Genomic DNA, 23,730 nt, shown 5'->3' on the forward strand with positions numbered 1-23,730 from the left:
GCAGTGGGAGCTCGGTCCGGCGCACATTAACGCGCGTAGAAACTCCTGGGAACGGGGTGCCGTAGGGCCGTTATCCATTCGTGCCGATGGGCGTTACGCCCGCGTGAACCACGGGATCGAACGGGGGCGAAAGGTGCACCGGGGAAGCGGCGACGTCCGCGCCACGACGGAGGGGCCGTCCCTGTCCCCCTCCGGCTGCGGCCCGAGGGGGCAGGAGGGAGCTACCGGAGACCGTTGACCAGGGCCGCGGCGGTGAAGAGTTCCACGCCGACCGTGATCGAGGACTCGTCGACGTCGAAGTCACCCTGGTGGAGGTCTCGCACGTGACGCTCGCCGGGGGTGCGGACGCCCAGGCGGGCCATGGCGCCGGGGACGTGCTCCAGGTACCAGGAGAAGTCCTCGCCGCCGAGGCTCTGCTCGGTGCCCACGACGGAGTCGACACCGCGCCGGGCGATCATGGCGTCCCGCAGCAGCTCGGTCACGCCCGGTTCGTTGACGACGGGCGGGACGCCACGCACATAGTTGATCTCCGACTTCGCGCGGTACAGGTTGGCGATCTCGTCGATCGCGGCGACCACGGCGTCGGGGGCCTGCCGCCACGCCTCGATGTCGAGGCAGCGCACCGTGCCGGAGAGTTCGGCGTGCTGCGGGATCACGTTGGGCGCGTGCCCCGACTCGACGCGGCCCCAGGTGATGGCGATTCCGCTCCTGCTGTCGAAGCGGCGGCCGACCAGGGCGGGTACGTCGGTGACGACGCGGGCGGCGGCGGTGACCAGGTCGGTCGTGAGGTGAGGGCGTGCGGTGTGGCCGCCCGGGCCGTTCAGGGCGATCTCCAGCCGGTCGCAGGCGGAGGTGATGGGCCCCTCGCGGAGACCGATCTGCCCCGCGTCCACCCGGGGGTCGCAGTGCACCGCGATGATCGCGCCGACCCCTTCCAGCGCCCCGCACTTGATGGCGTCGGCGGCGCCGCCGGGCAGCACCTCCTCGGCGGGCTGGAAGATCAGCCGGACGGGGCGCGGCAGCAGGCCCTGCTTGTGCAGTTCCGCGAGGACGAGGCCGGCGCCGAGGACCACGGTGGTGTGCACGTCGTGGCCGCAGGCGTGCGCCCGGTCGGGCACGGTCGAGCGGTACGGGCACTCGGCCTTGGTGTCGGGGATGGGCAGGCCGTCGATGTCGGCCCGCAGGGCGAGCATGCTGGGCCCTCCGTCCCACTGCTCGCCCGACACGCCGATGTCACAGACGAGCCCGGTTCCGACGTCGAGTACGCGCGGCTTGAGGCCGGCCCTCTCGAGCCGCTCCTTGATCGCGGCTGTCGTGCGGAACTCCTGGTTGCCCAGCTCCGGGTGCATGTGCAGGTCGCGCCGGAACGCGATGAGCTCGGCGCGCAGAGCGTCGGGCAGCGCACCGGGAAGCACGGCTCCCCCGGGAAGATCGACCTCGGACTCCAGTGACATCAGTTGCTTCACCCTCTGAAGGGTAGGGCGCCGGGGCGGTCGGCTGACCCTCGATCAACAAAACTTCAACCCGTTGGGGGAAGAAAATATGACCGCCGGGCGCATAGCTATCAACTGAGACGGGTAAGCTGCCTGCCTTTTGGGCCGGGCAAGTCACCACATCCCCCGGAGTGTGACATCGACCACACCGTCTGAGTCACGGCTCCGGTATCCATCCATCCTCCTCCACGGATACCACGCCCTGCGCGGGGAACACCGCCGCGCTCGTCCGGCGGACGCCCGCCCCGATAGTCTGCGCCCCGTGCGCGCCGACTCTCCCGAGTTCCTCCAGGCAACCCAGACCTCGTACGACGCCATCGCCGAGGCCTACACCGCCGAGTTCCCGGACAGCCTGGCGGGCAGACCCCTGGAGCGGGCCCTCCTCACGGCCTTCGTCGATCTGGTCCGGGCCGCCGGGGCGCCGAAGCAGCCCCCGGTCGCCGACATCGGCAGCGGTCCCGGACACGTGGCGGCGCGGCTGCACGAGCTGGGGCTGCCGGTGTTCGGGGTCGACGTCTCACCCCGCATGGTGGCCCTGGCCCGCAAGGCGCACCCGGAGCTGCGGTTCCACGTCGGTTCGATGACGTCCCTGGACCTGCCGGACGAGACGCTCGGCGGCATCATCGCGCTCTACTCGATCATCCATGTGCCGGACGGGCATCTGCCGGCGGTCTTCGCCGAGTTCCACCGCGTCCTGGTGCCGGGCGCGCCCGTGCTGCTCGGCTTCCAGAGCGGCGACGAGGACGGCCATGAGCGGCTGACCGAGCGCTTCGGGCAGGAGATCTCGCTCGACTACTACTGGCGCACCCCGGACACCGTCGCGTCGCACTTCACGCGGGCCGGCCTGGAGCTGCACGCCTGTGTGCTGCGAGAGGCCGTGGACGGGGAGAAGCGTCCTCGCACGTTCCTGCTGGCACGCAGGCCGGCCGTGGTCACCGGGGAGTCGTGAGAGCCGGCCGGCGGCCACCGCGCCGACGGCACCGGACGGCCGCCCTGCGGTCACCAAGCCGCCCCGCCCGCAGCACCCGGCACCCGGCACCCGGCACCTAACCCGCAGCCACCGCGCCCGCGGCACCTGCCGGGCCGGCCATGCTCGCTGAACCGGCCGATCGCGGCGAGCCCGCCGCCCCGGCCGCGTCCGCCGGGCCAGTGCTTGCGGCACCCGAGACTCAGCCTGCGGCCACCACGCCGCGCCACCCGACACCCAGCCCACGACCACCCCCGCCCGCAGCACCCGGCGCCCGGCACCTAACCCGCGGCCACCGCGCCCGCGGCACCTGCCGGGCCGGCCATGCTCGCTGAACCGGCCGATCGCGGCGAGCCCGCCGCCCCGGCCGCGTCCGCCGGGCCAGTGCTTTGCACGTCCCGCGCCGTCCCCGTGACTCCCGACAGGAAGCCCTGGGCCCGCGGGGACGCGTGCTGGGTCAGCCACGAGGGGTCGATGTCGCACACCGCGACGCGTACCTCCGTGCCGGACAGGGCGAGCGGCAGGGTGTGGACCACCGTGGACGGGAAGCTGAGGATCGTGCTGCCGACGGGACCCCGGCGGGCTATCAGTTCCAGGGGGAGCTCGGGGCGGACGATCTCCAGGCCCGTCTCGGCCGCGAGGCGGCGCAGCTTGTCCGGGCTCTCGCGGCGGTGGGCGAAGTAGCGGGTGGCGCCGTGCGCGGCGGCCAGGGCACGGACCGCCTCGAGGTAGTGGTCGTCGTCCACGACGCCCGTCTCCACCAGGGACGTGCCGACCATGTCGGCGCCCTTGGTGATGCGGGGCGGGCCGAAGCGGGCGCGGGTCCAGGCGAAGGCGTTGGCACTGACCGTGACGCCTTCGGGGGTCTCCCGCATCGGCATGGAGGAGAAGATCTCCACCCGGCGCTTGCCCCCGGGGGTCAGCCGGCGGCGGGCCGAGGAGGAGACCGGCGCGAAGATCAGATCCCGTGGGCCGGGGCGGCCGCCCTTGCGGTGCCAGCGCACCAGCCGTTCGCCCCGGGCCAGCTGGCCGACGAACTCCATGGTGGCCGTGCCGTCGTCGACGACGACCAGGTCACGGGCGCGGGTGATGGTCAGCAGCAGCTGGACGTAGCGGGAGAAGGGGTCCCCCAGCACCACCCGGCGGGCCCTGCGGAGCAGGCCGGAGAGGCCGCCGACGGTCTGGAAGGGCGCGAGCGGGCCGCCGCGCGCCTCCTCCCAGCGGACCTGGTGCCCCTCGTCGCGGGCCAGGTCGGACATCCGCCGCAGCTGGCCACGCGTCATCGGGTCGACGGGTGACAGCACCACGAGGGTGAGCCCCACGCCGGGCGCATGCGCGTGCGCCCACTCCAGCACGTTCAGCAGCTGTACCGGACTCTCGACGAACGCGAGAGTGTGGGGGCCGGCGTTCCCGGCGCGGGGGCTCATCGACGTACGACCGTCCCGTCGTATGGGGGATGTGGGGGGTGTGCGCTCAGACGCCGACCGGCTCGCCCGCCGCGTCGGCGATCTCCGCCTCGGCGACCACACCGGCGACGCGGCGCAGCTTCTTCATCGGGGCCAGCTCGGACTCGTAGACCTTCTTCACGCCGTCACCGAGGGAGGCCTCGATGGTGCGGATGTCACGGACCAGGCGGGTGAGGCCCTGCGGCTCCACGGAGGCGGCCTGGTCCGAGCCCCACATGGCGCGGTCGAGGGTGATGTGGCGCTCGACGAAGGTGGCGCCCAGGGCGACCGCGGCGAGGGTGGTCTGCAGGCCGGTCTCGTGGCCGGAGTAGCCGATCGGGACGTTCGGGTACTCCTGCTGCAGGGTGTTGATCACGCGCAGGTTGAGCTCCTCGGCCTTGGCCGGGTAGGTCGACGTGGCGTGGCACATCAGGATGTTGTCGGAGCCGAGGACCTCGACCGCGTGGCGGATCTGCTTCGGCGTCGACATACCGGTGGAGAGGATGACCGCGCGGCCGGTGGCGCGCAGGGCGCGCAGCAGCTCGTCGTCGGTGAGGGAAGCGGAGGCGACCTTGTGGGCGGGGACGTCGAACTTCTCCAGGAAGGCGACGGCCTCGGTGTCCCACGGGGAGGCGAACCAGTCGATGTTCTTCGACTTGCAGTAGTCGTCGATCGCGCGGTACTCGTCCTCGCCGAACTCCACGCGGTGGCGGTAGTCGATGTAGGTCATCCGGCCCCAGGGGGTGTCGCGCTCGATGTCCCACTGGTCGCGCGGGGTGCAGATCTCGGGGGTGCGCTTCTGGAACTTGACGGCGTCGCAGCCGGCCTCGGCGGCGGCGTCGATCAGCTTGAAGGCGTTCTCGAGCTCGCCGTTGTGGTTGATGCCGATCTCACCGCAGACGTAGACCGGACGGCCCGGGCCGACTTCGCGCGAACCGAACCGGCGGATACGGGAGTTGGTGCTCATGGCAGAGATGTCCTTACGTGTGGGACTTGGCGGGGACTTCGAGAGAGGGGCCGAGGATCCAGCCGGCGATCTCTCGGATCGCGCCGTCGCCACCGGGGACGGTGGTGACCGCGCGTGCGGCGCCGCGTACGACGTCGTGGGCGCTCGCGACCGCCACGGGCCAGCCGACGAGGGCGAAGCACGGGAGGTCATTGACGTCGTTGCCGACGTAGAGCACGCGCTCCGGCGCGATGCCCTGCTCCTCGCACCACTGCTTCAGCGCGAGGTCCTTGCGGTCGATGCCGTGCAGCACCGGGAGCTTCAGCTTCCGGGCCCGGGCGGCGACCACAGGGTTCTGTTCCGTGGACAGGATCAGCATCCGAAGGCCGCTCCTGCGGAGGGCCGCGATGCCGAGTCCGTCCCCGCGGTGCACGGAGACGAACTCCCGTCCGTCGGAGTCGACGAGCACCCGGTCGTCGGTCTGGGTGCCGTCGAAGTCGAGTACGACCGCGTCGATGTCGTCGGCGGTCGGGAGGGCGCCGGGCCGGTCCGCGTCGAAGAGCGGGGCGAGGGCCCGGGCGCGGGCCAGGTCGTGCGGATCGTCGATCTCCAGGACCCGGGCGGGGTCGGTGCGCACGAGCTCCGTGCGGCCGAAGAAGCGGTGCTGGTGCTTGCGGAAGCCGGTCGCCTCCATGCCGTAGACGGCGCCGGTCTCCAGGAAGTCCTGGGGGCGGTCCTGGCGGCGCGGGCGGTAGGACTTGTCGTGGTTGACGCCGTAGCCGCCGCCGGTGGCCGCGTCGGCCTCCGCGACCTTCCCGGCTGTGGCCTCGTCGTCCGCGTCGCGCCACACGAAGCCGTGGAACGGTGCCACGGTCAGCGCGGTGTCGGCGCCGTTCTCGGCGATGGACTCGACGACTCCGTCGACGTCCTCGCGGATGATGAACGGGCTGGTGCACTGCACCAGCAGCACCACGTCCACCGGCGCCCCGTGCAGGGCCTCGTGGGCGTCCATGGCGTGCAGCACCGCGGCCTCGGAGGTCGCCGTGTCCCCGGCGATCGCGGCGGGGCGCAGCACGACCTCGGCGCCGGCCTCGCGGGCGGCAGCGGCGATGGCCTGGTCGTCCGTGGAGACGACGACGTCGGTCACCCGCCGGGAGGCGAGGCACTCGCGCACCGCGCGGGCCACCAGCGGGACGCCGCCGACCGGCAGGAGGTTCTTCGCGGGCACGCCCTTGGAGCCGCCGCGCGCGGGGATCACCGCGAGGACGCGGCGAACCGAAGCGCTGTGGCCCGCTTCCGGGTTGGACATGGTCTTAGCTCCTTGACGTGGGATCGGGCGGCTCACAGCTCGCCCATCCGCCGGATGACGGGCGCCACGCGCTGCACGCCGTGCCGGTAGGCGCCGCGCGCCGCCCGGCGCACGATCTGCCGGACCGGTCCGGGCTCCTTGTCGGCGGCGGGCGCTCCGGGCAGCGGGGTGCCGTCCGGGCCGAGGTGGTGGCGGGCGAGGATCCCGGGCAGGTAGCCGGGCGCGGTGACGGGTGTGTAGTAGGGGGTCAGCGGCGGCAGGCCGCCGGGCCGGTCGAGCAGCTTGGCGATGCGCTCGCGCGCCGTGTCGAAGGCGGACTCGTAGGAGCCGTCCGCGACGACGCCCTGCCGGGCCACCCACTCCTCGTCGGGAACCGGTCGGTGTCCGGCGTCGAGCTGGTCCCAGGAGGCGAGGCAGCCGGAGCCGACGAAGTGGTGGTTGCCGAGGGACTCGCGTACGCCGAGGTCGGTCAGTACGACGGTCGGGATGCGGCGGTGCAGCGACTCCAGGGCGGCCGTGGAACTGACCGTGACCAGCAGGTCGGTGCGGTCGAGGACCTCGCCCATGTTGCCGTACACCAGGCGGAAGTTGGCCGGCGGATCGAGGCGCTGCACCAGCTTCTGGTAGGGCAGTTCCTCGATGTGGGTGGTGTGTTCGCCCGGCTTGGAGCGCAGCTTCAGCAGCACCTCGCGTTCGGGGTGCTTGCGGGCGTGCTGGACCAGCCGGTTCAGCAGGTACGTACGGTCCCTTCGGCTGTCCGGCACGGAGGGCTGGGCCGCGAAGACGACGGTGTATGGGTCGTGTTCACCTTCGTAGGCGGCGCCGCCGAGGAACGGCAGGGCCACCTCGGTCACCGACGAGGCGTCGGCGCCCACCCCTTCGTAGACGGCCCGGAAACGGTCCGCGTCCTGGCGGGAGTTGGCGAGGACGAGGTCCGCGCCGTGCCGCAGCAGCAGGCCGTCGGCGAGCTTCTCGTAGACGACCCCGACGTAGCCGGTGACCACCACGGGGCGCGAGGTCCGGTTCTCCCAGACCCGCTTCAGGCCGTGCAGCATCGCCTGCACACCGCCGCCGACGAGGGAGAGGACCAGGAGGTCGTACGGCTCCTCGGCCATGGTGCGCAGGAACTCGACGGCGGTGACCTCCCGCAGCGAGTCGGCGCGTACGCCCACCTCTTCCAGCTGGCGCGGGGTGGGCGTGGCCCGGCCGCGCAGCAGGAAGCCGTCGAGGACGGCGTCCACTTGCGCGTCCTCGCGCGCTCCGGTTTCCATGGACGGTCCCGGGGCGATGCGGCGCGCGGTGAGCGCACCCCATTTCCACCGGGTGTCGGAGTCGGCGAGGACCGCGATGCGCGGACGCTTCGGTGTACTTGCTGGCACGTCGATGACGCTAGGAAGCAATTCCTAGGTATGGCGGAACCGGGACTCAACGAAAAGTTAACAACACCCCACCGAGAGCCGAACTGGCCTGCTGGAAAGCGGGAAGTACACGCGGTGCACCGTTCCGACACATTGAGTTCACCCAGTGTATGTTCACCGGAAAGTTCCACTGCCGGACGGGCTCCTAACGTTTTGCGGGTGCCTAAGCTTTCCGTGATCGTGCCGTTCTACAACGTGCAGCAATACGCCCCGGACACCCTCAGAAGCCTTCGGCTGAACGCCGACCGGGATTTCGAGTTCATCCTGGTCGACGACCATTCGAAGGACGAAACACCGGCCATCCTGGAACGGGCGGCCGAGGACCTTTCGGATGTCGCGCGCGTGCGCTACATCCGCCACGAGCAGAACGGCGGGCTGGCCACGGCCCGCAACACCGGCCTGGACGCGGCGCAGGGCGAGTACCTGACGTTCCTGGACGGCGACGACTGGCTGGCGCCCGGCTATCTCACCGAACTGGTGTCCGCGATGGACGAGCTGGGCTGCGACTTCGTCCGCACCGACCATGTGCAGGCGACCGCCCGGGCCCGTTCCGTGAGCCGGGTCCCGGTCGGCCGGCGCTGGGAGGCGTTCAGCCCGCGGGACGCCATCCTGCCCGCCCACCGCTCGACCTCCGTCGACTACGCGTACGCCTGGGCCGGCGCCTACCACCGGCGCCTGCTCGACAAGGGCGTGCTGCACTTCACCGACGGGCTGCGCACGGCCGAGGACCGGCCGTGGATCTGGAAGCTGCACCGCGAGGCGGAGTCGTTCGCCGTGGTGAGCCTGCTGGGCGTGTTCTACCGGCGCGGGGTGGCCTCGTCCCTGACCCAGATCGGCGACGTCCGCCAGCTCGACTTCATCCGCGCCTTCGACCAGGTGATCGAGGAGACGGCCGCGGACCGCGAGGCCGGCCGGCTGCTGCCCAAGGCGGTACGGACGTACTGCGCGATCATCGCCCACCACCTGTCCAACGAGGACAGGTTCGAACCGGCCGTGGCCAGACAGCTGCGGTCGATGAGCGCGGCGGCCATCAAGCGCATGCCGCAGGACGTGCTCAGTGACGCACTGGAGGCCATGGACATGGACCGCTCGGCCAAGCTGCGGCGGCTGCGGCGCCGGGTGACCACGACGGGAGCGGCGGCCTGATGCCCGGGACCACACAGATCTTCTGCGCCTCGACGCTGTACGGCGTCGCCACTCTGGCCGCCGCGATCGACTCCGACCTCTTCGACGAGCCGGACCGCCGGGTGCTGCTGGTGTTCAACAACTCGGCGAACCCGGAGACCACCCCGGCCCTGGACGAGATGCCGGGCTTCGCTCCGCTGCGCGAGCACTTCGACGAGGTGCTGTCCTGGAACGAGGCCATCCGCCCCTTCCACCCCGGGGCCTGGACGCCGCGCTCCGACGACATCCCGCTCTTCGAGCGCTACCTGCGGATGCTGTGGGGCCTCGGCGACGACCGGGTGAGCCTGGTCCTGGAGTCCATCCAGGTCGCGCCCGCCCTCACGGTGGCCCAGCTGTTCACCGACGCGCCCGTCGACGTGTACGCCGACGGGCTGATGAGCTACGGCCCCACCCGCAACAAGATCGACCCGCTGGTCGGTACGCGCGTGCGGCGCCTGCTGCACCTGGATCTGGTGCCGGGGCTCACGCCGATGCTGCTGACCGAGTTCGACGTGCCGGCGCACCTGGTGCCGACGCCCGCGTTCCTGAAGGTGCTGGGCGAGGTCACCGAGACCGTCGCGGAGCTGCCCGACGTGCCGGGCGACGCGGCGCTGCTGCTCGGCCAGTACCTGTCGGCGCTGAACATCCTCTCCCCGGAGGAGGAAGAGGACCTGCACGTGCGGATGTTGCGGGGCGCCGTCGCCCGCGGCCACCGCACGGTCGTCTTCAAGCCGCACCCGACCGCACCGGCCCGGTACAGCCGAGCCCTGGAGTCGGAGGCCGAGAGGCTCGGCGTCGGCCTCACCGTGCTGGACACGCCCGTGCTCGCCGAGGTGCTGTTCGACCGGGCCCGGCCGGCCCTGGTCATCGGCTGCTTCTCGACGGCGCTGTTCACGGCCTCGGCGCTCTACGACCTGCCGGTCGCCCGCATCGGCACCGAGCTGCTGCTGGAGCGGCTGACGCCCTACCAGAACAGCAACCGGATCCCCACCACCCTGGCGGACGCGCTGCTGCCCGGCCTGGAGGACGGCGAGGAAGGCGACGTCCTGCCGGCCGGCCGGCTGTCCGACCTGGTCACCGCCGTCGGATTCACGATGCAGCCGCAGATCTACCCCGACCTGCGTCCACGGGCGGAGCAGTATCTCTCCCGGCACCTCGGTCCGCGCACGCGTCGCTATTTCAAGAAGCGCCGCCTCACCGCGCTCGGACTTCCCGGCGGAATTCCGCAGCGGCTTGCGTTCCTGCCCCGCAATTCAACGGCCCGCAGGGTGGTGCGCCGGGCCCGGGCACTGCGCAAGGCGGTACGGCGCTGAATCGGCGACATCCAGATGAACCCACGGAGACCGTAAGGCGAAGCCTGCCTCTGTCGAACGTTTTAGCGTCAATCTTCGTCCTAGGGTGACACCCGGCGCCCTGCCCGCCCACAGGCGGCTCAGGTGAAGGACAGACGAGCTACAGAGGTTTTCAGCGTGACCGAGACGGTCGTCAGCACCCGTAAGCCCCAGCCCGGTGTCGCCGTGCTGGTCGAACCACCGGGCGTCACGACCGTCCCGCGCCGCCGGAGCGGCTCCGGCGGGCGGCTGCGGGCCCTGGACGGGCTGCGGCTGGTGGCGGCGCTGATGGTGGCGGCGTACCACTACGGCGGCCGTGACGGTGAAGTGGGCGAGGCGTGGGGCACCTCGCCCAAGGAGCAGTTCCCGACCCTCCACGAGTACTTCGCCTACGGCTGCCTCGGCGTCCAGGTCTTCTTCGTGATCAGCGGGTTCGTGATCTGCATGAGCGGCTGGGGCCGGCCGCTGAAGTCGTTCTTCGCCTCCCGCGCCTCCCGGCTGCTGCCCGCCTACTGGGTGGCGGTCCTGCTCGTGACGGCGGTGTTCGCCCTGCCGGTGGTGACGTACCAGGCGGTGTCGCCGAGCGACGCGCTGGTGAACCTGACCATGCTTCAGATGCCGCTCGGCGTGGACCGGGTGCTCGGCGTCTGCTGGACGCTGTGGGCGGAGGTCCGCTTCTACGCGCTGTTCGCGCTGTGTGTCGTGCTTCCCGGGGCGAACCGCCGCCGGGTGATCATGTTCTGCGCGGTCTGGATGCTGGCGACGGTGATCACCGAGAACGCGAGCATGCCGCTGCTCGACATCGTCGTGATGCCCGAGTACGCGCCCTTCTTCATCGGCGGCGTCGGCCTCTACCTCGTCCACCAGGACCGGCGGGACGCCTACGCCTGGGGCATCGTCGCCGTGAGCTGGCTGATCGGGCAGCACTACGCGGTGCAGAGCCTGTGGCACGCGCCCGACGCGGACGGCTTCTCGTACCGCTCCTCGCTCGGCATCGTCGCCGTCGTGACCTTCGGCTTCGTGGCGGTCGCGGCGATCGCGCTGGGCTGGCTGCGCTGGGCGAACTGGCGGTGGCTGACGGTCGCCGGGGCGCTGACCTATCCGTTCTACCTCGTCCACGAGCACCTCGGCTGGGTCGTGATCCACGCCCTGCACCGGGGCCTGGACCTGCCATCCGGGGCGACATTCGCCTTGACCACCGCCTCAATGCTGCTGGTGGCGTGGCTGCTGAACCACTATGTGGAGAAGCCGCTGACCCCCCGGCTGCGTGGGGTGCTGACCAAAGCCCGCTGAGGCTGTTCATGCGGCGTTCAACCAACCGTCGGTTCCGGCAACGCTGAGGGAGAAGGCTCGCCTCATGACCAACGCACAAGCGACCGACAAGCACCCCGGCGAACTCGCGGACGTCCCGGGCTGGTTCCCGCCGCTGGACCAGATACTGTTCACCTGGTTCCTGGAGCGGCAGAAGGCCCAGGGCATGCGCGGTGACCTGCTGGAACTCGGTGTCTACATGGGCAAGAGCGCGATCCTCCTCGGCCACCACCTCCAGGACGGCGAGAAGTTCACGGTCTGCGATCTGTTCGAGGGCGAGGCCCCCGACGAGGCCAACCAGGCGGAGTCCACCAAGTCCTACGCCACGCTCACCCAGCAGGCCTTCGAGCGGAACTACCTCTCCTTCCACGACACCCTGCCGACGGTGATCGCGGCCCCGAGTTCCGTGGTGTCCGAGAAGGTGGCCCCGGACACCTGCCGCTTCGTCCACATCGACGCCTCGCACCTGTACGAGCACGTGCACGGCGACATCGGCGCGGCCCACGACATCCTGCTGCCCGACGGCATCGTGGTCCTCGACGACTTCCGCTCCGAGCACACGCCGGGCGTCTCGGTCGCCGCCTGGGAGGCCGTCCTCAACCGGGGGCTGCGCCCGATCTGCCTCAGCACGCAGAAGCTGTACGGCACCTGGGGCGACCCCGGGCCGATCCAGGAGGAGCTGCTCGACATGCTCAGGCAGCGCCAGGACTGCGGGCTGAGCGTGCAGGAGGCGGCGGGACACCGGCTGGTCCGCGCCCGGTCCAGGGGCATGAAGCCGCCGCCCTTCCCGACCTCCCGGCACTACGTGGCCCCCGCGCCGGCGAGCGTCCCGGCCGCCCGCGTCACCGAGTCCCGCGCGGCACGCCCGGCCCGCCCCGCCCCGTCCCGGGCCCGCCGGATCGCCAAGGACCTGCTGCCGCCCGTGGTCACCCGGGCCGTGCGCCGGGCCCGCGCGAAGCGCTCCTGACGCCGGGCGTCATGAGACGCCGTAGCGCGCCCCGATCCCCTCGACGACGAGGGCCAGCCCCTCCTCGTAGTGCCGTTCGTAGTCCTCGAAGATCTCCGCGCCCGCCTGGGCCGACAAGGAAATGTCGGTTGTCAGGCGGGCGCGTTCGTTCACGCCATGGCACAGACCGTGGTCAGAAGGCGTCCGACGGGACGTACGCCCCCCACACCTCGCGCAGCGCGTCGCAGACCTCGCCCACCGTCGCCCGGGCCTTCAGCGCCTCCTTCATCGGATACAGGACGTTGTCCTCGCCCCCGGCGGCCTTCCTCAGGGCCACCAGGGCCGCGTCCACGGCCGGCTGGTCGCGTTCGGCGCGCAGCTTGGCCAGGTGTTCGGCCTGCCGGGCCTCGATGGCCGGGTCGACGCTCAGCGGCTCGTAGGGCTCCTCCTCGGCCAGCTGGAAGCGGTTGACGCCGACCACGATCCGCTCGCCGGAGTCGGTCTCCTGGGCGATGCGGTAGGCGTTGCGCTCGATCTCGTTCTTCTGGAAGCCGTGCTCGATGGCGTTGACCGCGCCGCCCAGTTCTTCGACCTTCCGCATCAGCTCGACGGCCGCGGCCTCGATGTCGTCGGTCATCGTCTCGACGACGTAGGAACCCGCGAACGGGTCCACCGTGGCCGTCACATCCGTCTCGTGCGCCAGGACCTGCTGCGTGCGCAGTGCCAGGCGGGCGGACTTGTCGGTGGGCAGGGCGATGGCCTCGTCGAAGGAGTTGGTGTGGAGGGACTGGGTGCCGCCGAGGACCGCCGCGAGCCCCTGGACGGCGACCCGCACCAGGTTGACCTCGGGCTGCTGGGCCGTCAGCTGCACGCCGGCCGTCTGTGTGTGGAAGCGCAGCATCAGCGACTTGGGGTTCTTCGCGCCGAACTCCTCGCGCATCACACGGGCCCAGAGACGGCGCGCCGCACGGAACTTGGCGACCTCCTCCAGGATCGTCGTCCGGGCGACGAAGAAGAACGACAGGCGGGGCGCGAAGTCGTCGACGTCCATGCCGGCCGCGACCGCGGTGCGCACGTACTCGACACCGTCGGCGAGGGTGAAGGCGATCTCCTGCGCCGGGGACGCGCCCGCCTCGGCCATGTGGTAGCCGGAGATCGAGATGGTGTTCCAGCGCGGGATCTCGGCCTTGCAGTACTTGAAGATGTCGGCGGTCAGGCGCAGCGAGGGCTTGGGCGGGAAGATGTAGGTGCCCCGGGCGATGTACTCCTTCAGCACGTCGTTCTGGATCGTGCCGGTGAGCCGGTCCGCCGGGATCCCCTGCTCCTCCGCCACCAGCTGGTACAGGAGCAGCAGCAGCGCGGCCGGGGCGTTGATCGTCATGGACGTCGAGACCTGGTCCAGCGGGATCCCGCCGAACAGCACCCGCATGTCCTCGATCGAGTCGATCGCCACGCCCACCTTGCCGACCTCGCCGTGTGCGATCGGGGCGTCGGAGTCGTGGCCCATCTGGGTGGGCAGGTCGAAGGCGACGGACAGGCCCGTCGTGCCGTGGGCGATCAGCTGCCGGTAGCGGGCGTTGGACTCCGTCGCCGTGCCGAAACCGGCGTACTGGCGCATCGTCCACGGACGGCCCGTGTACATGTTCGGGTACACGCCGCGGGTGAACGGGTACGCCCCCGGCTCTCCGAGCTTCTGCGCGGGGTCCCAGCCCTGGAGGTCCTCCGGCCCGTAGACCGGTGCGATGGGCAGTCCGGACTCCGACTCACGCGTCATGGTTGATGCCTCCCGCAGAGCAGTGCCTCGCTCACCACCATGCCCCCTGGTTCGCGAGGGGTCACGCCCGGGGAACATCTCGGGTGGCATCCGGGTACACCGGTGAGACGACAGGGGGGTCGTGTGCGTACCACGGGTATGGGGAGGGCGGTCGCAGCGGGACTGGCCGTGCTGGCCACGCTGACCGGCTGTACCGTGCAGGCTCCCGACGGGGGCGGGAAGCCCCGCTCGCCGGTGCACATCGAGCTGCCGAGCGGGACACCGTCGCCCCCGCGCAGCCCCACCGGCGACGACAAACCGAGAACCGCCCCCGCGCCCGCCCGTGTGCTGTGGTCCCCCGGCGACACCGGCCGGGACGTCCGCGAGCTGCAGGCCCGGCTGCGGCAGGTCGCCTGGCTCTTCGACGGGCCGACCGGGACGTACGACGAGGCGACGGAGCGGGCGGTCAGCGGCTTCCAGGGCAAGCGCGGACTGCCGCGCACCGGGCGGACCGACACCGTCACCTGGCAGCGGCTGCTCGGGATGACGCGCCAGCCCGGCCGGTGGGACCTGTATCTGATGGGCGGCCAGCCCGCCGACCCGCCGGACGCGCGCTGCAGAACCGGCCGGGTGCTGTGCATCGACAAGACCAGCCGGACACTGCGCTGGATGGTCGACGGGCGGACCGTGTCGACGATGGCGGTGCGCTTCGGCTCCCAGTACACGCCGACCCGGGAGGGCGCCTTCTCCGTCTACTGGAAGTCGCGCGACCACGTGTCGACGCTCTACGACTCGCCCATGCCCTACGCGATGTTCTTCAGCGGCGGCCAGGCCGTGCACTACTCCCCCGACTTCGCGGCCCGGGGCTATGCCGGCGCCTCGCACGGCTGCGTCAACGTACGGGACGAGCAGGCGATCGCGGAGCTGTACGCGCAGGTCCGGGACGGCGACAAGGTCGTCGTGTCCTGGTGAGCAAGGCGTGCGGGAGATTGGGGCGCGGGCGGGACCGGGGGAACGTGTCCCGCCCGCGCTCAGGTGCACGAGCCGTAGGTACGGGGGGAACCCCGGCTCAGTGCGACGGCCGATGACCAGTCGGCCCACTTATTACTGCGCCGGGGCCGCAGAAAACGTCACACCCTCGGCCAGGAGATTTTCGCGGGGTACGAAATCGCAGGTCGGAGGGGCTGCAGAGACCGTGTGGACCGGGTGCGGTCGGCGTCGTGAGCGTCGTCGCCGTGCCGCTCGTCCTTCCGCTCGGCCCGCTTCCCGGCCTTCCGCTCGGCCCGCCTCTCGGCCTTGTCCTGCTTCCTGTCGTGCTTCTGAGCTTCGCCCTCGCGCTTGCCCGGGTCGGCGTCCTCGTCGTGCCGCTGCGCGGAGCGGCCGTCGATGCCGGCCAGGAGGCCCTTGCAGTACCCGCGCACCCGGGTGCCGTCCGCCGCGTCGCGCAGGGCACGCCGGCGGTCTGGGGTCAGCCGCTTGCCGTCGCGCAGGTCGCGGCAGGCGGACGCGATCTTCCCGCGGCCGTCGCCGGGACGGTCGCCCTCAGCGCCGGAACCCGGCTTCCGCGCCGGGTCGTCGCGGGCCTCGGTCCGTCCGGGGTCGCGGGATCCGCCCGTCGCGGTGCCGCTCGGTGTGTTGCCGTGCTGGGACCCGCCCTGTCCGTCGACGCTCGGCGAGGGCGACACCAGCGGACGCCCGGACGGAGTGACAGCGGCCGAGACGGAGGCGCCGGGGTCGGGCCGGTCGCCGCCGAACGGCGCTCTCAGGACTCCGGTTCCGGCCGCGACGGCGACACCACCGACCATGCCGACGGCCAGCACGGCGGCCAGCACGAAGCGCGCGGGACGGGCCCGACGAGGCCGCCGGACATCGCCGGAGCCACTGCCGTGCCGGGTGCCGATCCGGACCAGGCCCGCTTCGACGACCTCATCGCCGGTCTGCCCGCCGGTGCCGGAACGGGCCGCCCCGGCGTCGGCGCGTTCCGCACGCACCTTGCGGAAGGCGGCCACCGCGGCGGCCTCACCGGGGAGTTCCTCGCTGGTCAGCGGGGGTGACGCGGACAGCGCGCCGAGTGTCCTGGAGAGCCTTTCGGCCCGGGTGCGGTCGGCGCCGTCGACGCCTTCGAGTGGCTCTCCGTTCAGCAAGCGCTCCGCCGTTTCGCGGTCCAGCCACCTGTACTGCTCGTCGGCCATCACACATCCTTCTGCGTCCGCGCGACGCTGTGCGTCACACGTGCGGACGTCATGGCACCACCGCGCGGTGCTCGCTGGGGCGGCAGCGCGTCGAGCACCCCGGCCGACTCCGGATCGGCCTCCGGGCCGTCACCGAGGAGCTCCGCGAGCCGCTTCAGGCCCCGGTGTGCCGCCGTCCGCACGGCGCCCGGGCGCTTGCCGAGGGTCTCGGCGGCGGTCTTCGCGTCGAGTCCGACGACCACCCGCAGCACGACCGCCTCGGCCTGGTCCTGCGGCAGCCGGGAGATGAGGGAGAAGGCGCCGTCGGTGGCGAGCGCCTCGATGGCCTCACCCGCCGTGTCGGACTCGGCGGCCCGGCTGGTCAGTTCGGTCTCGTCACCGCCGATCGCGGGCCGGCGCCCGCGCATCCGTATGTGGTCCAGCGCCCGGTTGCGGGCGATACGGGCGGTCCAGCCGCGGAAGCGGTCCGCGTCGCCGGTGAACCGCTCCAGGTCACGGGCTATCTGAAGCCACGCCTCGGACGTCACGTCCTCGGCGTCGGGGTCGCCGACCAGCGTCCGTACGTACCCGAGCAGCCGCGGGTGCACGGTGCGGTACACAGTCCGGAACGCGTTCTCGTCTCCGTCCTGTGCCGCACGCACCGCGGTGGTCAGCTCCGCGTCGTCCCCCAGCACCGCGCGCCCTTCTGCGCCTCAACCGGCGCCGCTCTCGCGGACCGGGTTCTCGCCGTCGTGGTTGCTCAATTGGTGGTTGCGGTTTGCAAGGCCGCAGGTGGTTGCGGTGGTCTTGCCGCCTCCGCTGTTGGCGCGAATGGCACGTTACGACCTCAAACCACTCCCCGTCCATGTCCGCTGGAGATGGAACCATGCCGTGACACGGCGGGGTGTGACACAAAGCGCACACCGGGCGCTGTAGGAAGTACGGGTCGCCGCGCGGCCCGTGCCGTGCGACGGCCGGGGCCTCTCCTGTGGGGGGTGGCGGCCCCGGCCGTTGCCATGGCGGCGCCGTCGGGTTCGCCGGATCCCTTATCGGGAACGGCCGTTGGGCCGGGCAGGGGTGTCCTTGTCGCGACTCTCGCCCGTGCCGTCGTTCTCGGCCGGCCCCTTGTTCTCCGGGTTCTCCGAACCGCCGCTCCTGCCCGGCTTGGGCTCGGGCGTGGCCGGTGCCAGTTGCTCGGCGCAGTACTCCGTGACCTTGCTCTCACCGCCCGCGGCGTCGACGAGACGCCGCCAGGCCGTCGCGTCCGTGGCCTTGCCCCGGCCATCGGCCTGTTGGTAGGCGCGGCAGTGGGCCTCGGTGTCCTGGGCGGGGGCCGGGCGGTCGGGACGTGCCGGGGCCGAGCCGGTGCCGGTTCCGGGGCTGTGGCCGGCGTCGCCGTCGCGGGGAGGGGTCCGGGCCGGGTCGCGCGGGGCGCTGCTGGAGGCGGGCGGGTGCTCGCGGCCGTCGTCGCCCGGACCGTCCGCCGAGGATCCCGCCGCGCCGATCGCCGCCACGGCGACACCGCCCAGCGTGAGACTCGCGAGCAGCACGCCGAGCGTCGTCCTCAGCGACCGTCCGAGGTACCGCCGATGCTCCCGGGGACGCCAGTCGTCCCGGCGGCGGGTGCGCGCCCTCCGGACCCCGGCGCCCCGGGCGACCCGGAACGCGGCCACGGCCCGCCGCTCGGACTCGGCGTCCACGCCGTCGCGGACGAGGGAGGCGACGATGAGCGCCTCGACCTCGGATTCGAGAAGGGCATGACGGGGATCACGGCCGGCAAGCCCGCCCTCGCTCTGCCGCTCACCCATGTCCGTTTCCGTCCCTGCTCGATCCACTTGCCCCGCACGGCCCGTCCGGCCCCACCAGTACGTCCCGCACGTCCGCCTCGTTCACGGCGCCGCGTCCGCGCGGTCCCGCCGGCCCGGGCCCGCGAAGGTGAACAATGTTCACGTCGACTCACCCAGCGTCCGGGGAGCCTCTTCCGTCACACCCTCCGCTCCGAGCCGCCCGGCGAGACGTTTCAGCCCCCGGTACGCGGCCGTGCGTACCGCGCCCGGCCGCTTGCCCAGGACCCGCGCGGCGGCGGGGCCGTCGAGGCCGACCACGACACGCAGCAGCACGGCCTCGGCCTGGTCGCGCGGCAGCCCGCGGACCAGCTCCAGGGCGCGCTCGGTGGAGATGGCCTCCAGCGCCTGGTCGTGCGTGCTCTGCGGCCCGGGCAGGTCCAGGAGGTCCTGTTCCAGCGCGGACGACCGGGGCCGTACCCGCTGCCGGCGCAGATGGTCCAGTGCCCGGTGCCGGGCGATGGTCGCCGTCCAGCCCCGGAACCCGGCCCCGTCGCCCTTGAACCGCCCGAGGTCCCGGGCGATCTCCAGCCAGGCGTCGGACGCCACGTCCTCCGCGTCGTCCCCGACGAGCCCGCGCAGATAGCCGAGCAGGCCGGGCTGCACGAGCCGGTAGGCGACCGCGAAGGCCGCCTCGTCGCCCTGCTGCGCCCGCGCGACGGCCGCGCCCAGGCAGCCCGCCCGGCGCCCGCCACCGTTCGGGTCATCCCGGGCCGCCGTCCTCGGGAGCGCGGGCCCGGGGAGGTTTGTGCCGAGCGACGTACCGGGGAGCTCTGCACGCGACACCACCGCCCGACGAAAGGCGAGCGCCGTATGCCGTCCCTGCTCCTGCGCACCGCCGTCGCCACCGCCCTGGCCTTCGGTGCCCTCGGCCTGGCCCAGCCCGCCCGGGCCTCCTCGGACGGCGTGCACACCCTCCGGGTGCCGGACGGTGATCCGCACGAGCGGTCCCTCGCCCCGCGCACCACCGAGCCGTTCAGCATGATCGGTGTCACCTGGGACGATCCGGACGCCGCCCTGCACGGCACCGTGCACGTGCGCACCCGCTCGCGGGAGAGCGGCGTGTGGAGCGCGTGGCGCGCACTGGACACCGATGTCCGTACGCCCGAGTCGGGGCCCGACCGCGACCGTGCCGGGGTGCGCGGCGGCACCCAGCCGCTGTGGACCGGGCCCTCGGACGGCATCCAGGTACGCGTCTCGGGCCCGGCCCTGCCCGAGGGGCTGCGCGTCGAACTGGTCGACCCCGACGGCGGTCCGGACACCGTGCACACCACGGTCGTCGACCCGGACGTCGTCCGGCCGGCCGCCGGAGTGCCCCTGGCCGCACCACGCCCCCCGGTGACGTCGCGCTCCGCCTGGGGCGCCGACGAGTCGCTGGTGAAGGACCCGCCGACCTACACCAGCGCCACCAAGGCGATGTTCGTCCACCACACGGCGGGCACCAACGACTACACCTGCTCCGAGTCGGCGTCGGTCGTACGCGGCGTGTTCCTCTACCACGTGCGCAGCAACGGCTGGAACGACATCGGCTACCACTTCCTCGTCGACAAGTGCGGCACCGTCTTCGAGGGCCGGGCGGGCGGCATCGACAAGCCTGTCCTCGGCGCGCACACCTACGGCTTCAACACCGCGACCAGCAGCGTCTCGGTACTCGGGGACTACGGCAAGACGACCGTGAACTCCGCGGTGCGCGCGTCGATCGCCAAGGTCGCGGCCTGGAAGCTCGGCCTGTACGGCATCGACCCGACCGGGACGGTGGTGCTGACGGCCGGCGCGGACAACGGCAAGTACACGTCTGGCCAGAAGGTCACGCTGCACCGCGTCTCGGGGCACCGCGACGGCTACCCGACCGAGTGCCCCGGGAAGAACCTCTACGGCGACCTGCCGGAGATCCGCACCCTCGCGGGGAACGCGAGCACAGTCACCGCGCCCGTTCTGGAGCCGGCCGAGCCGGGGGTCGATGGCTTGTCGGCGACGGCCGGGCCCGGGTCCGAGGGTCTGCCGGTGTCGGCCGGGCCCGGGTCCGCAGGTCTGTCCGGGCGCTGACGCTACGCCCGGGGCGCGCCGCTGGTGGCGTCCCGGCACAGCAGCCGCAGCGAGCCGTGCCCGGCGTAGCAGCGGCGGGCCTCGTCGATCGGGTCGAAGAGGCGGCCGTCGGGGGTACGGATCCAGTGGTCGCCGCCGGTGGCCCACCATTCGGCCCCGGTCTGACGCGCCATCACCTCACCGGCGTAGGCCCCGAACCCGCGCAGCACCTCCTGCACGGCGGCGGCCGGGGCTCCTTCCCGGCGTATCCCCTCGATCATCCGGTCGATGCTCCACAGACTCTGTGCCGAGTAGTCGAGACGCAGCCGTGCTCCCTCGCGCATCGTGGCCACCGTGTCCGCCGCCCACCGCAGCGGCTTCGCCGCAGCCGAGGGCCTGGTTTCCGCTTGAGTCGTCACATCCGGGAAAGCGCTGCGGAGAAGCGTTTCGTCACCCGGAATCGGCGGCTTCCCCGAAGCGGCGCAGGACCGCCCCAACGCGGCCTCACGACAGTCACAGGACTCCCCCAGGAGGGGGGTTTAGGCCGGTCAGGCGCTCTGGCGGGGCGTTCGGCGGCACTCCCGGGGCCGGATACCTTCAGCCCTGCTGCCGGCTCCGGCGGGAGACGACCGCGCGGAGCACCCGGCGGCCCTCCACCGACACCTCCAGCGCCCGCCGCAGCCCGGCCGGGCCGTGTCCGGCCAGGACCTCCAGGACGACGATCTGCCGGCGCAGTTCGGCGGCGACGAGCGGCGACATGCCGTCCGTGCGGCCCTCACGGCGGGCGTCGACGGACGAGGCGTCGTCCGCGAGGGTGTCGAGGAGGCGGTGGATCTGGAGGGAGGCGACGGAGCAGGCGTCGGCCCAGATCCGTACCTCGGCGGCGGACCGCTCGGCGGGAGCGGCCTCGAGCATCCGGTGGGCGAGCACGACCGCCTCGTCCTCGCTGGCGGCGGCGTCGAGCTTCGCGCGCGTCTGCTCCAGCCGTTCGCCCCATGCGTCGGCGTCGGCGTCGTCCGTGAGGCTCGCCCACAACGGTCGCAGGAGTTCGTCGTCGCCGCCCAGCAGGGGCACGCACCGATCCAAACAAGCCAGCCCGCTCGCGGCCAGCCCGCGTTCGTCGGCCTGTGCGATCAACTCCACCAGGCTCATCCACGCCTCCCTCCGCGGGCCTTCTCCGGGGCCCTGTCAGGCCGCTACCAGCCCTCACCCCTCACGGAACCCGCACTTCCCCTTACTGCGCGCGACGGCCCCGGAGTGTCACAGGGGCACCACACCCAGTCTGTCGAGCAAGCGGAAGAAGAGGTTTTCGGCCAGGGAATCAGGGTCTGAAGTGAGTACGTCCAAGACGACCCCGGCGTTCACCTCATGGCCGGCTTCGGCCGCCCAGCGGACGGCGTGCTCGGCGGCGTCACGGGGCTCCAGGAAGTAGTCCTCAATCGTCAGTCCCTCCCGGCCGGCCCCCAGATACCCGGCCATCGCGGCCCGCCCGAGGCAGGTCGTCCAGGCCCCGCTCTCCGGCGCCGCGGCCTCCAGCGCCACGCACTCGCTGTTCATGACGTATCCGAAGAGCGCGGGCGCCCCGGTCTCCCGGGCGACGGCGTTCATGGTGCCGATGTCGCCGTCGTTGCTGGGGTACTCCCAGACCTGCCACCCACCCGGCGCCGAGGCGCGCCGCGTCATCCCGTCCGCGGCCCCCGCCAGCGCGTCCAGCTCCGCCAGTGGCCGTTCCCCCCGGCCCACGACGAAGTATCCCCAGTAGCCCATGTCCCGGTTCCCCCCGGCATATTCGATTCGGCTCGCCTGAGAAGACCACCACAGCGGCAGCGGAGTCCGCAGCCGTACGGGTCGATTCGGGCGGGCTAGCCGAGCCGGTTCGCCAGGGCCCGGAACTCCGCCCAGGACATCCGGGGCTCGCCGGGGTCCCACAGTTTCTGGACGGTCGCCCGCAGCGGCATCCGGATCCCGGCCGCCACCTGGTCCTCCGTCTGGGAGTTCGCGAGGTCGCACCAGACGGCGAAGGACCCGCCGAGGATCTGGCCGTCGTAGCGCTCGGGGACGGCCGTGGTGCCGCGCAGCACCCGCGGTGTCCACTGCTCGTAGATCCGCTGCCCGGTCGGATAGACGAAGGTCTGCGGCTCGCCGAGCACGTAGTACAGGAACTCGTCGTTGTAGTTGATCACCTTCCGGCCCGCGCTCAGGTACTCGGCCGGCTCCCGGGCGCCGATCTCCTTGCCGGTCCAGTAGGCGACCTGGATGTCCTCGTCGGCCTCGACGGAGGTGCCGCGGAAGAAGCCGTCGTTCCAGGCGCGCGGAGTCCGCTCGTTCTCGCGGACGGTGGCAGCCCGGTCGTTCAGCCAGCCCGTGGTGAGGTCGGCGACGGTGGCGCCGGAGCCGTACTTCTCCCGCGCGGCGGCGGCCAGCTGCGGGAAGGACGCCTCCGGGTCGGAGCGGACCAGCGCCTGGTACTCGTCGCCGCCGAGGTGCCAGGGCCGGCCGGGGAAGAGGCCCGCGTACTCGTTCAGCAGGTCGTCGACGATCTCGGCGCTCTCGGTCTTCGAGATGTCGATGGCGCCCTGCACCGCCGATCCCTGGGCGGTGCGCAGCTGGAGGTCGGGATGGGCGTCGAGGACCGCGCCGAGGTGCCCGGGCGAGTCGATCTCGGGCACGACGGTGATGTGCCGGCTCTCCGCGAGGTCGACGATCTTCCGCACCTGCGCCTTGGTCAGATGCTGCTGGGACACCACCTCCGGGTGCGAGTCGGACTCGATCCGGAACCCCTGGTCGTCGGAGAAGTGCAGGCCGAGCTGGTTGAACTTCAGGTCGCCCAGTTCCCGGACCCGGTCCTCGATCCAGCCGGCCGTGAAGTTCTTGCGCGCGATGTCCAGCATGAACCCGCGCTGTTCCTTGGCCGGCTCGTCCCGCACCACGCCCTCGGGGGCCGTGCCGCCGTCGTGCACCTCCTGCTTGAGGGTGCGGGTGCCGTAGAAGACGCCCGCGTCGGCGGGCCCGCTGATCTCCACCCGCCCGTCGCGCACGGTCATGACGTACGACTCGGGGTTCGCCTTCTTGTCGCCGTCGAGCGTCAGGCGCAGGTCCCCGGCCCGGCTGTCGTTCTTCTCCCCCGCGTACGTCAGCCCCAGCTCACCGGCGACCAGCCGCCCCTCGTCGGCCAGCGCCGGATCGTCCACGACCACGCGGTTGCCGTCCTCGGGCTGCCAGCCCGGGCCGCGCGCCGGGGTGTGGTCGCGCACGGCGGGGATCGTCCGCGGCGCCTCGGACAGGGCGTACGAGCGGCTCGGACTCGGACTGGGGCCGTCCTCCGGCGAGGTGCCCCGCGGGGCGGCGGCGGTCCCGCCCTGGGAGGGTCTGGCCTCCGGTTCCGTGGACCCGCCGTCGCCACCCGTGGCCGCCCAGAGCCCGAGACTCACCCCGGCCGCCACCACGACCAGGGCGACGGCCATGGCCACGACCAGCACCTGCCGCTGTTTCGTCTGCTTCGCCGGTATCCGACGCCTGTGCTGACTCACACCGCCAACCTAAAACCCCCGGCGTCCCGGCGCGCGTCCACCACGCGCGTCCACCCTGGGTTCCGAAACTCTCTCTC

General features: G+C 72.2%; 21 protein-coding genes. 7 read left to right on the forward strand and 14 right to left on the reverse strand.

Features of this window, described 5'->3' with window-relative positions; translation table 11 throughout:
* Positions 1 to 221 precede the first annotated feature (221 nt).
* Positions 222 to 1,454: a M20 family metallopeptidase gene (locus tag IE97_RS0107325; protein ID WP_030233263.1), complete on the reverse strand. Its 1,233-nt coding sequence runs from the start codon at positions 1,452 to 1,454 to the stop codon at positions 222 to 224.
* A gap of 301 nt (positions 1,455 to 1,755) precedes the next feature.
* On the opposite strand from IE97_RS0107325, the gene IE97_RS0107330 reads away from it, so the two are divergent.
* On the forward strand, positions 1,756 to 2,442 hold the full coding sequence (locus IE97_RS0107330; protein ID WP_030233265.1) for a class I SAM-dependent DNA methyltransferase: 687 nt from the start codon (positions 1,756 to 1,758) through the stop codon (positions 2,440 to 2,442).
* 299 nt (positions 2,443 to 2,741) lie between these two features.
* Here IE97_RS0107330 and IE97_RS0107335 read toward each other — a convergent pair whose 3' ends face one another.
* Genes IE97_RS0107335 through IE97_RS0107350 form a run of 4 tightly spaced genes read right to left on the reverse strand, consistent with a single transcriptional unit; the run spans position 2,742 to position 7,539 of the window.
* The gene (locus IE97_RS0107335; RefSeq protein WP_030233267.1) at positions 2,742 to 3,887 is read right to left on the reverse strand and encodes a hypothetical protein; all 1,146 of its coding nucleotides are present in this window, start codon (positions 3,885 to 3,887) and stop codon (positions 2,742 to 2,744) included.
* A gap of 46 nt (positions 3,888 to 3,933) precedes the next feature.
* Complete coding sequence (locus tag IE97_RS0107340; protein WP_030233269.1) at positions 3,934 to 4,872, reverse strand: N-acetylneuraminate synthase family protein; 939 nt, start codon at positions 4,870 to 4,872, stop codon at positions 3,934 to 3,936.
* 13 nt (positions 4,873 to 4,885) lie between these two features.
* A complete protein-coding gene (locus tag IE97_RS0107345) occupies positions 4,886 to 6,160 on the reverse strand; it encodes an N-acylneuraminate cytidylyltransferase (RefSeq protein ID WP_030233271.1) in 1,275 nt (424 codons plus the stop codon).
* A gap of 32 nt (positions 6,161 to 6,192) precedes the next feature.
* Positions 6,193 to 7,539 (reverse strand): DUF6716 putative glycosyltransferase, encoded by a 1,347-nt coding sequence (locus IE97_RS0107350; protein ID WP_030233275.1) that lies wholly within the window; start codon positions 7,537 to 7,539, stop codon positions 6,193 to 6,195.
* Between the two features lie 198 nt (positions 7,540 to 7,737).
* On the opposite strand from IE97_RS0107350, the gene IE97_RS0107355 reads away from it, so the two are divergent.
* The 4 genes from IE97_RS0107355 to IE97_RS0107370 all read left to right on the forward strand — a co-directional run bounded on the left by IE97_RS0107355 (position 7,738) and on the right by IE97_RS0107370 (position 12,351).
* A complete protein-coding gene (locus IE97_RS0107355) occupies positions 7,738 to 8,724 on the forward strand; it encodes a glycosyltransferase family 2 protein (RefSeq protein WP_030233277.1) in 987 nt (328 codons plus the stop codon).
* Positions 8,724 to 10,055, forward strand: a complete 1,332-nt coding sequence (locus IE97_RS0107360) for an alpha-2,8-polysialyltransferase family protein (RefSeq protein ID WP_030233280.1) — start codon at positions 8,724 to 8,726, stop codon at positions 10,053 to 10,055. The genes IE97_RS0107355 and IE97_RS0107360 overlap by 1 nt, the downstream gene beginning before the upstream one ends.
* 156 nt (positions 10,056 to 10,211) lie before the next feature.
* Positions 10,212 to 11,366 (forward strand): acyltransferase family protein, encoded by a 1,155-nt coding sequence (locus IE97_RS0107365; RefSeq protein WP_030233283.1) that lies wholly within the window; start codon positions 10,212 to 10,214, stop codon positions 11,364 to 11,366.
* Positions 11,367 to 11,430: 64 nt separating this feature from the next.
* The gene (locus tag IE97_RS0107370; protein ID WP_030233286.1) at positions 11,431 to 12,351 is read left to right on the forward strand and encodes a class I SAM-dependent methyltransferase; all 921 of its coding nucleotides are present in this window, start codon (positions 11,431 to 11,433) and stop codon (positions 12,349 to 12,351) included.
* Between the two features lie 172 nt (positions 12,352 to 12,523).
* Here the strand turns inward: IE97_RS0107370 and IE97_RS0107380 are convergent, their stop codons facing one another.
* Positions 12,524 to 14,104, reverse strand: coding sequence for an acyl-CoA mutase large subunit family protein (locus IE97_RS0107380; protein ID WP_030233289.1), 1,581 nt, complete (start codon positions 14,102 to 14,104; stop codon positions 12,524 to 12,526).
* 138 nt (positions 14,105 to 14,242) lie between these two features.
* Here IE97_RS0107380 and IE97_RS0107385 point away from each other — a divergent pair, with 138 nt between their 5' ends.
* Positions 14,243 to 15,055 carry a L,D-transpeptidase family protein gene (locus IE97_RS0107385; RefSeq protein ID WP_030233292.1) on the forward strand — a complete coding sequence of 271 codons (813 nt, stop codon included), beginning with the start codon at positions 14,243 to 14,245 and terminating at the stop codon, positions 15,053 to 15,055.
* 158 nt (positions 15,056 to 15,213) lie between these two features.
* Here the strand turns inward: IE97_RS0107385 and IE97_RS0107390 are convergent, their stop codons facing one another.
* From IE97_RS0107390 to IE97_RS0107405, 4 genes are all read right to left on the reverse strand, one after another.
* Positions 15,214 to 16,275 carry a hypothetical protein gene (locus IE97_RS0107390; RefSeq protein WP_051704870.1) on the reverse strand — a complete coding sequence of 354 codons (1,062 nt, stop codon included), beginning with the start codon at positions 16,273 to 16,275 and terminating at the stop codon, positions 15,214 to 15,216.
* Positions 16,275 to 16,949, reverse strand: a complete 675-nt coding sequence (locus tag IE97_RS0107395) for an RNA polymerase sigma factor (RefSeq protein ID WP_030233298.1) — start codon at positions 16,947 to 16,949, stop codon at positions 16,275 to 16,277. The genes IE97_RS0107390 and IE97_RS0107395 overlap by 1 nt, the downstream gene beginning before the upstream one ends.
* A 351-nt stretch (positions 16,950 to 17,300) precedes the next feature.
* Entirely contained in the window at positions 17,301 to 18,062 is a 762-nt protein-coding gene (locus IE97_RS0107400) for a hypothetical protein (protein ID WP_030233301.1), read from the reverse strand.
* Positions 18,063 to 18,200: 138 nt separating this feature from the next.
* Complete coding sequence (locus tag IE97_RS0107405) at positions 18,201 to 18,770, reverse strand: RNA polymerase sigma factor (protein ID WP_030233304.1); 570 nt, start codon at positions 18,768 to 18,770, stop codon at positions 18,201 to 18,203.
* Between the two features lie 141 nt (positions 18,771 to 18,911).
* Between IE97_RS0107405 and IE97_RS0107410 the strand changes: the two genes are divergently transcribed.
* Positions 18,912 to 20,144, forward strand: a complete 1,233-nt coding sequence (locus IE97_RS0107410) for an N-acetylmuramoyl-L-alanine amidase (RefSeq protein ID WP_030233307.1) — start codon at positions 18,912 to 18,914, stop codon at positions 20,142 to 20,144.
* A 2-nt stretch (positions 20,145 to 20,146) separates the two neighbouring features.
* Here the strand turns inward: IE97_RS0107410 and IE97_RS0107415 are convergent, their stop codons facing one another.
* From IE97_RS0107415 to IE97_RS0107430, 4 genes are all read right to left on the reverse strand, one after another.
* The gene (locus IE97_RS0107415) at positions 20,147 to 20,542 is read right to left on the reverse strand and encodes a hypothetical protein (protein ID WP_078919121.1); all 396 of its coding nucleotides are present in this window, start codon (positions 20,540 to 20,542) and stop codon (positions 20,147 to 20,149) included.
* 178 nt (positions 20,543 to 20,720) lie between these two features.
* Positions 20,721 to 21,275 carry a hypothetical protein gene (locus IE97_RS0107420; protein WP_030233312.1) on the reverse strand — a complete coding sequence of 185 codons (555 nt, stop codon included), beginning with the start codon at positions 21,273 to 21,275 and terminating at the stop codon, positions 20,721 to 20,723.
* Between the two features lie 108 nt (positions 21,276 to 21,383).
* Positions 21,384 to 21,890, reverse strand: a complete 507-nt coding sequence (locus IE97_RS0107425; RefSeq protein ID WP_030233315.1) for a hypothetical protein — start codon at positions 21,888 to 21,890, stop codon at positions 21,384 to 21,386.
* 95 nt (positions 21,891 to 21,985) lie between these two features.
* On the reverse strand, positions 21,986 to 23,587 hold the full coding sequence (locus IE97_RS0107430; RefSeq protein ID WP_030233318.1) for a beta-N-acetylhexosaminidase: 1,602 nt from the start codon (positions 23,585 to 23,587) through the stop codon (positions 21,986 to 21,988).
* Positions 23,588 to 23,730: the final 143 nt, after the last annotated feature.

This window comes from Streptomyces sp. NRRL S-455 (genome assembly GCF_000717875.1).
In the GTDB taxonomy this organism is placed as follows: domain Bacteria; phylum Actinomycetota; class Actinomycetes; order Streptomycetales; family Streptomycetaceae; genus Streptomyces.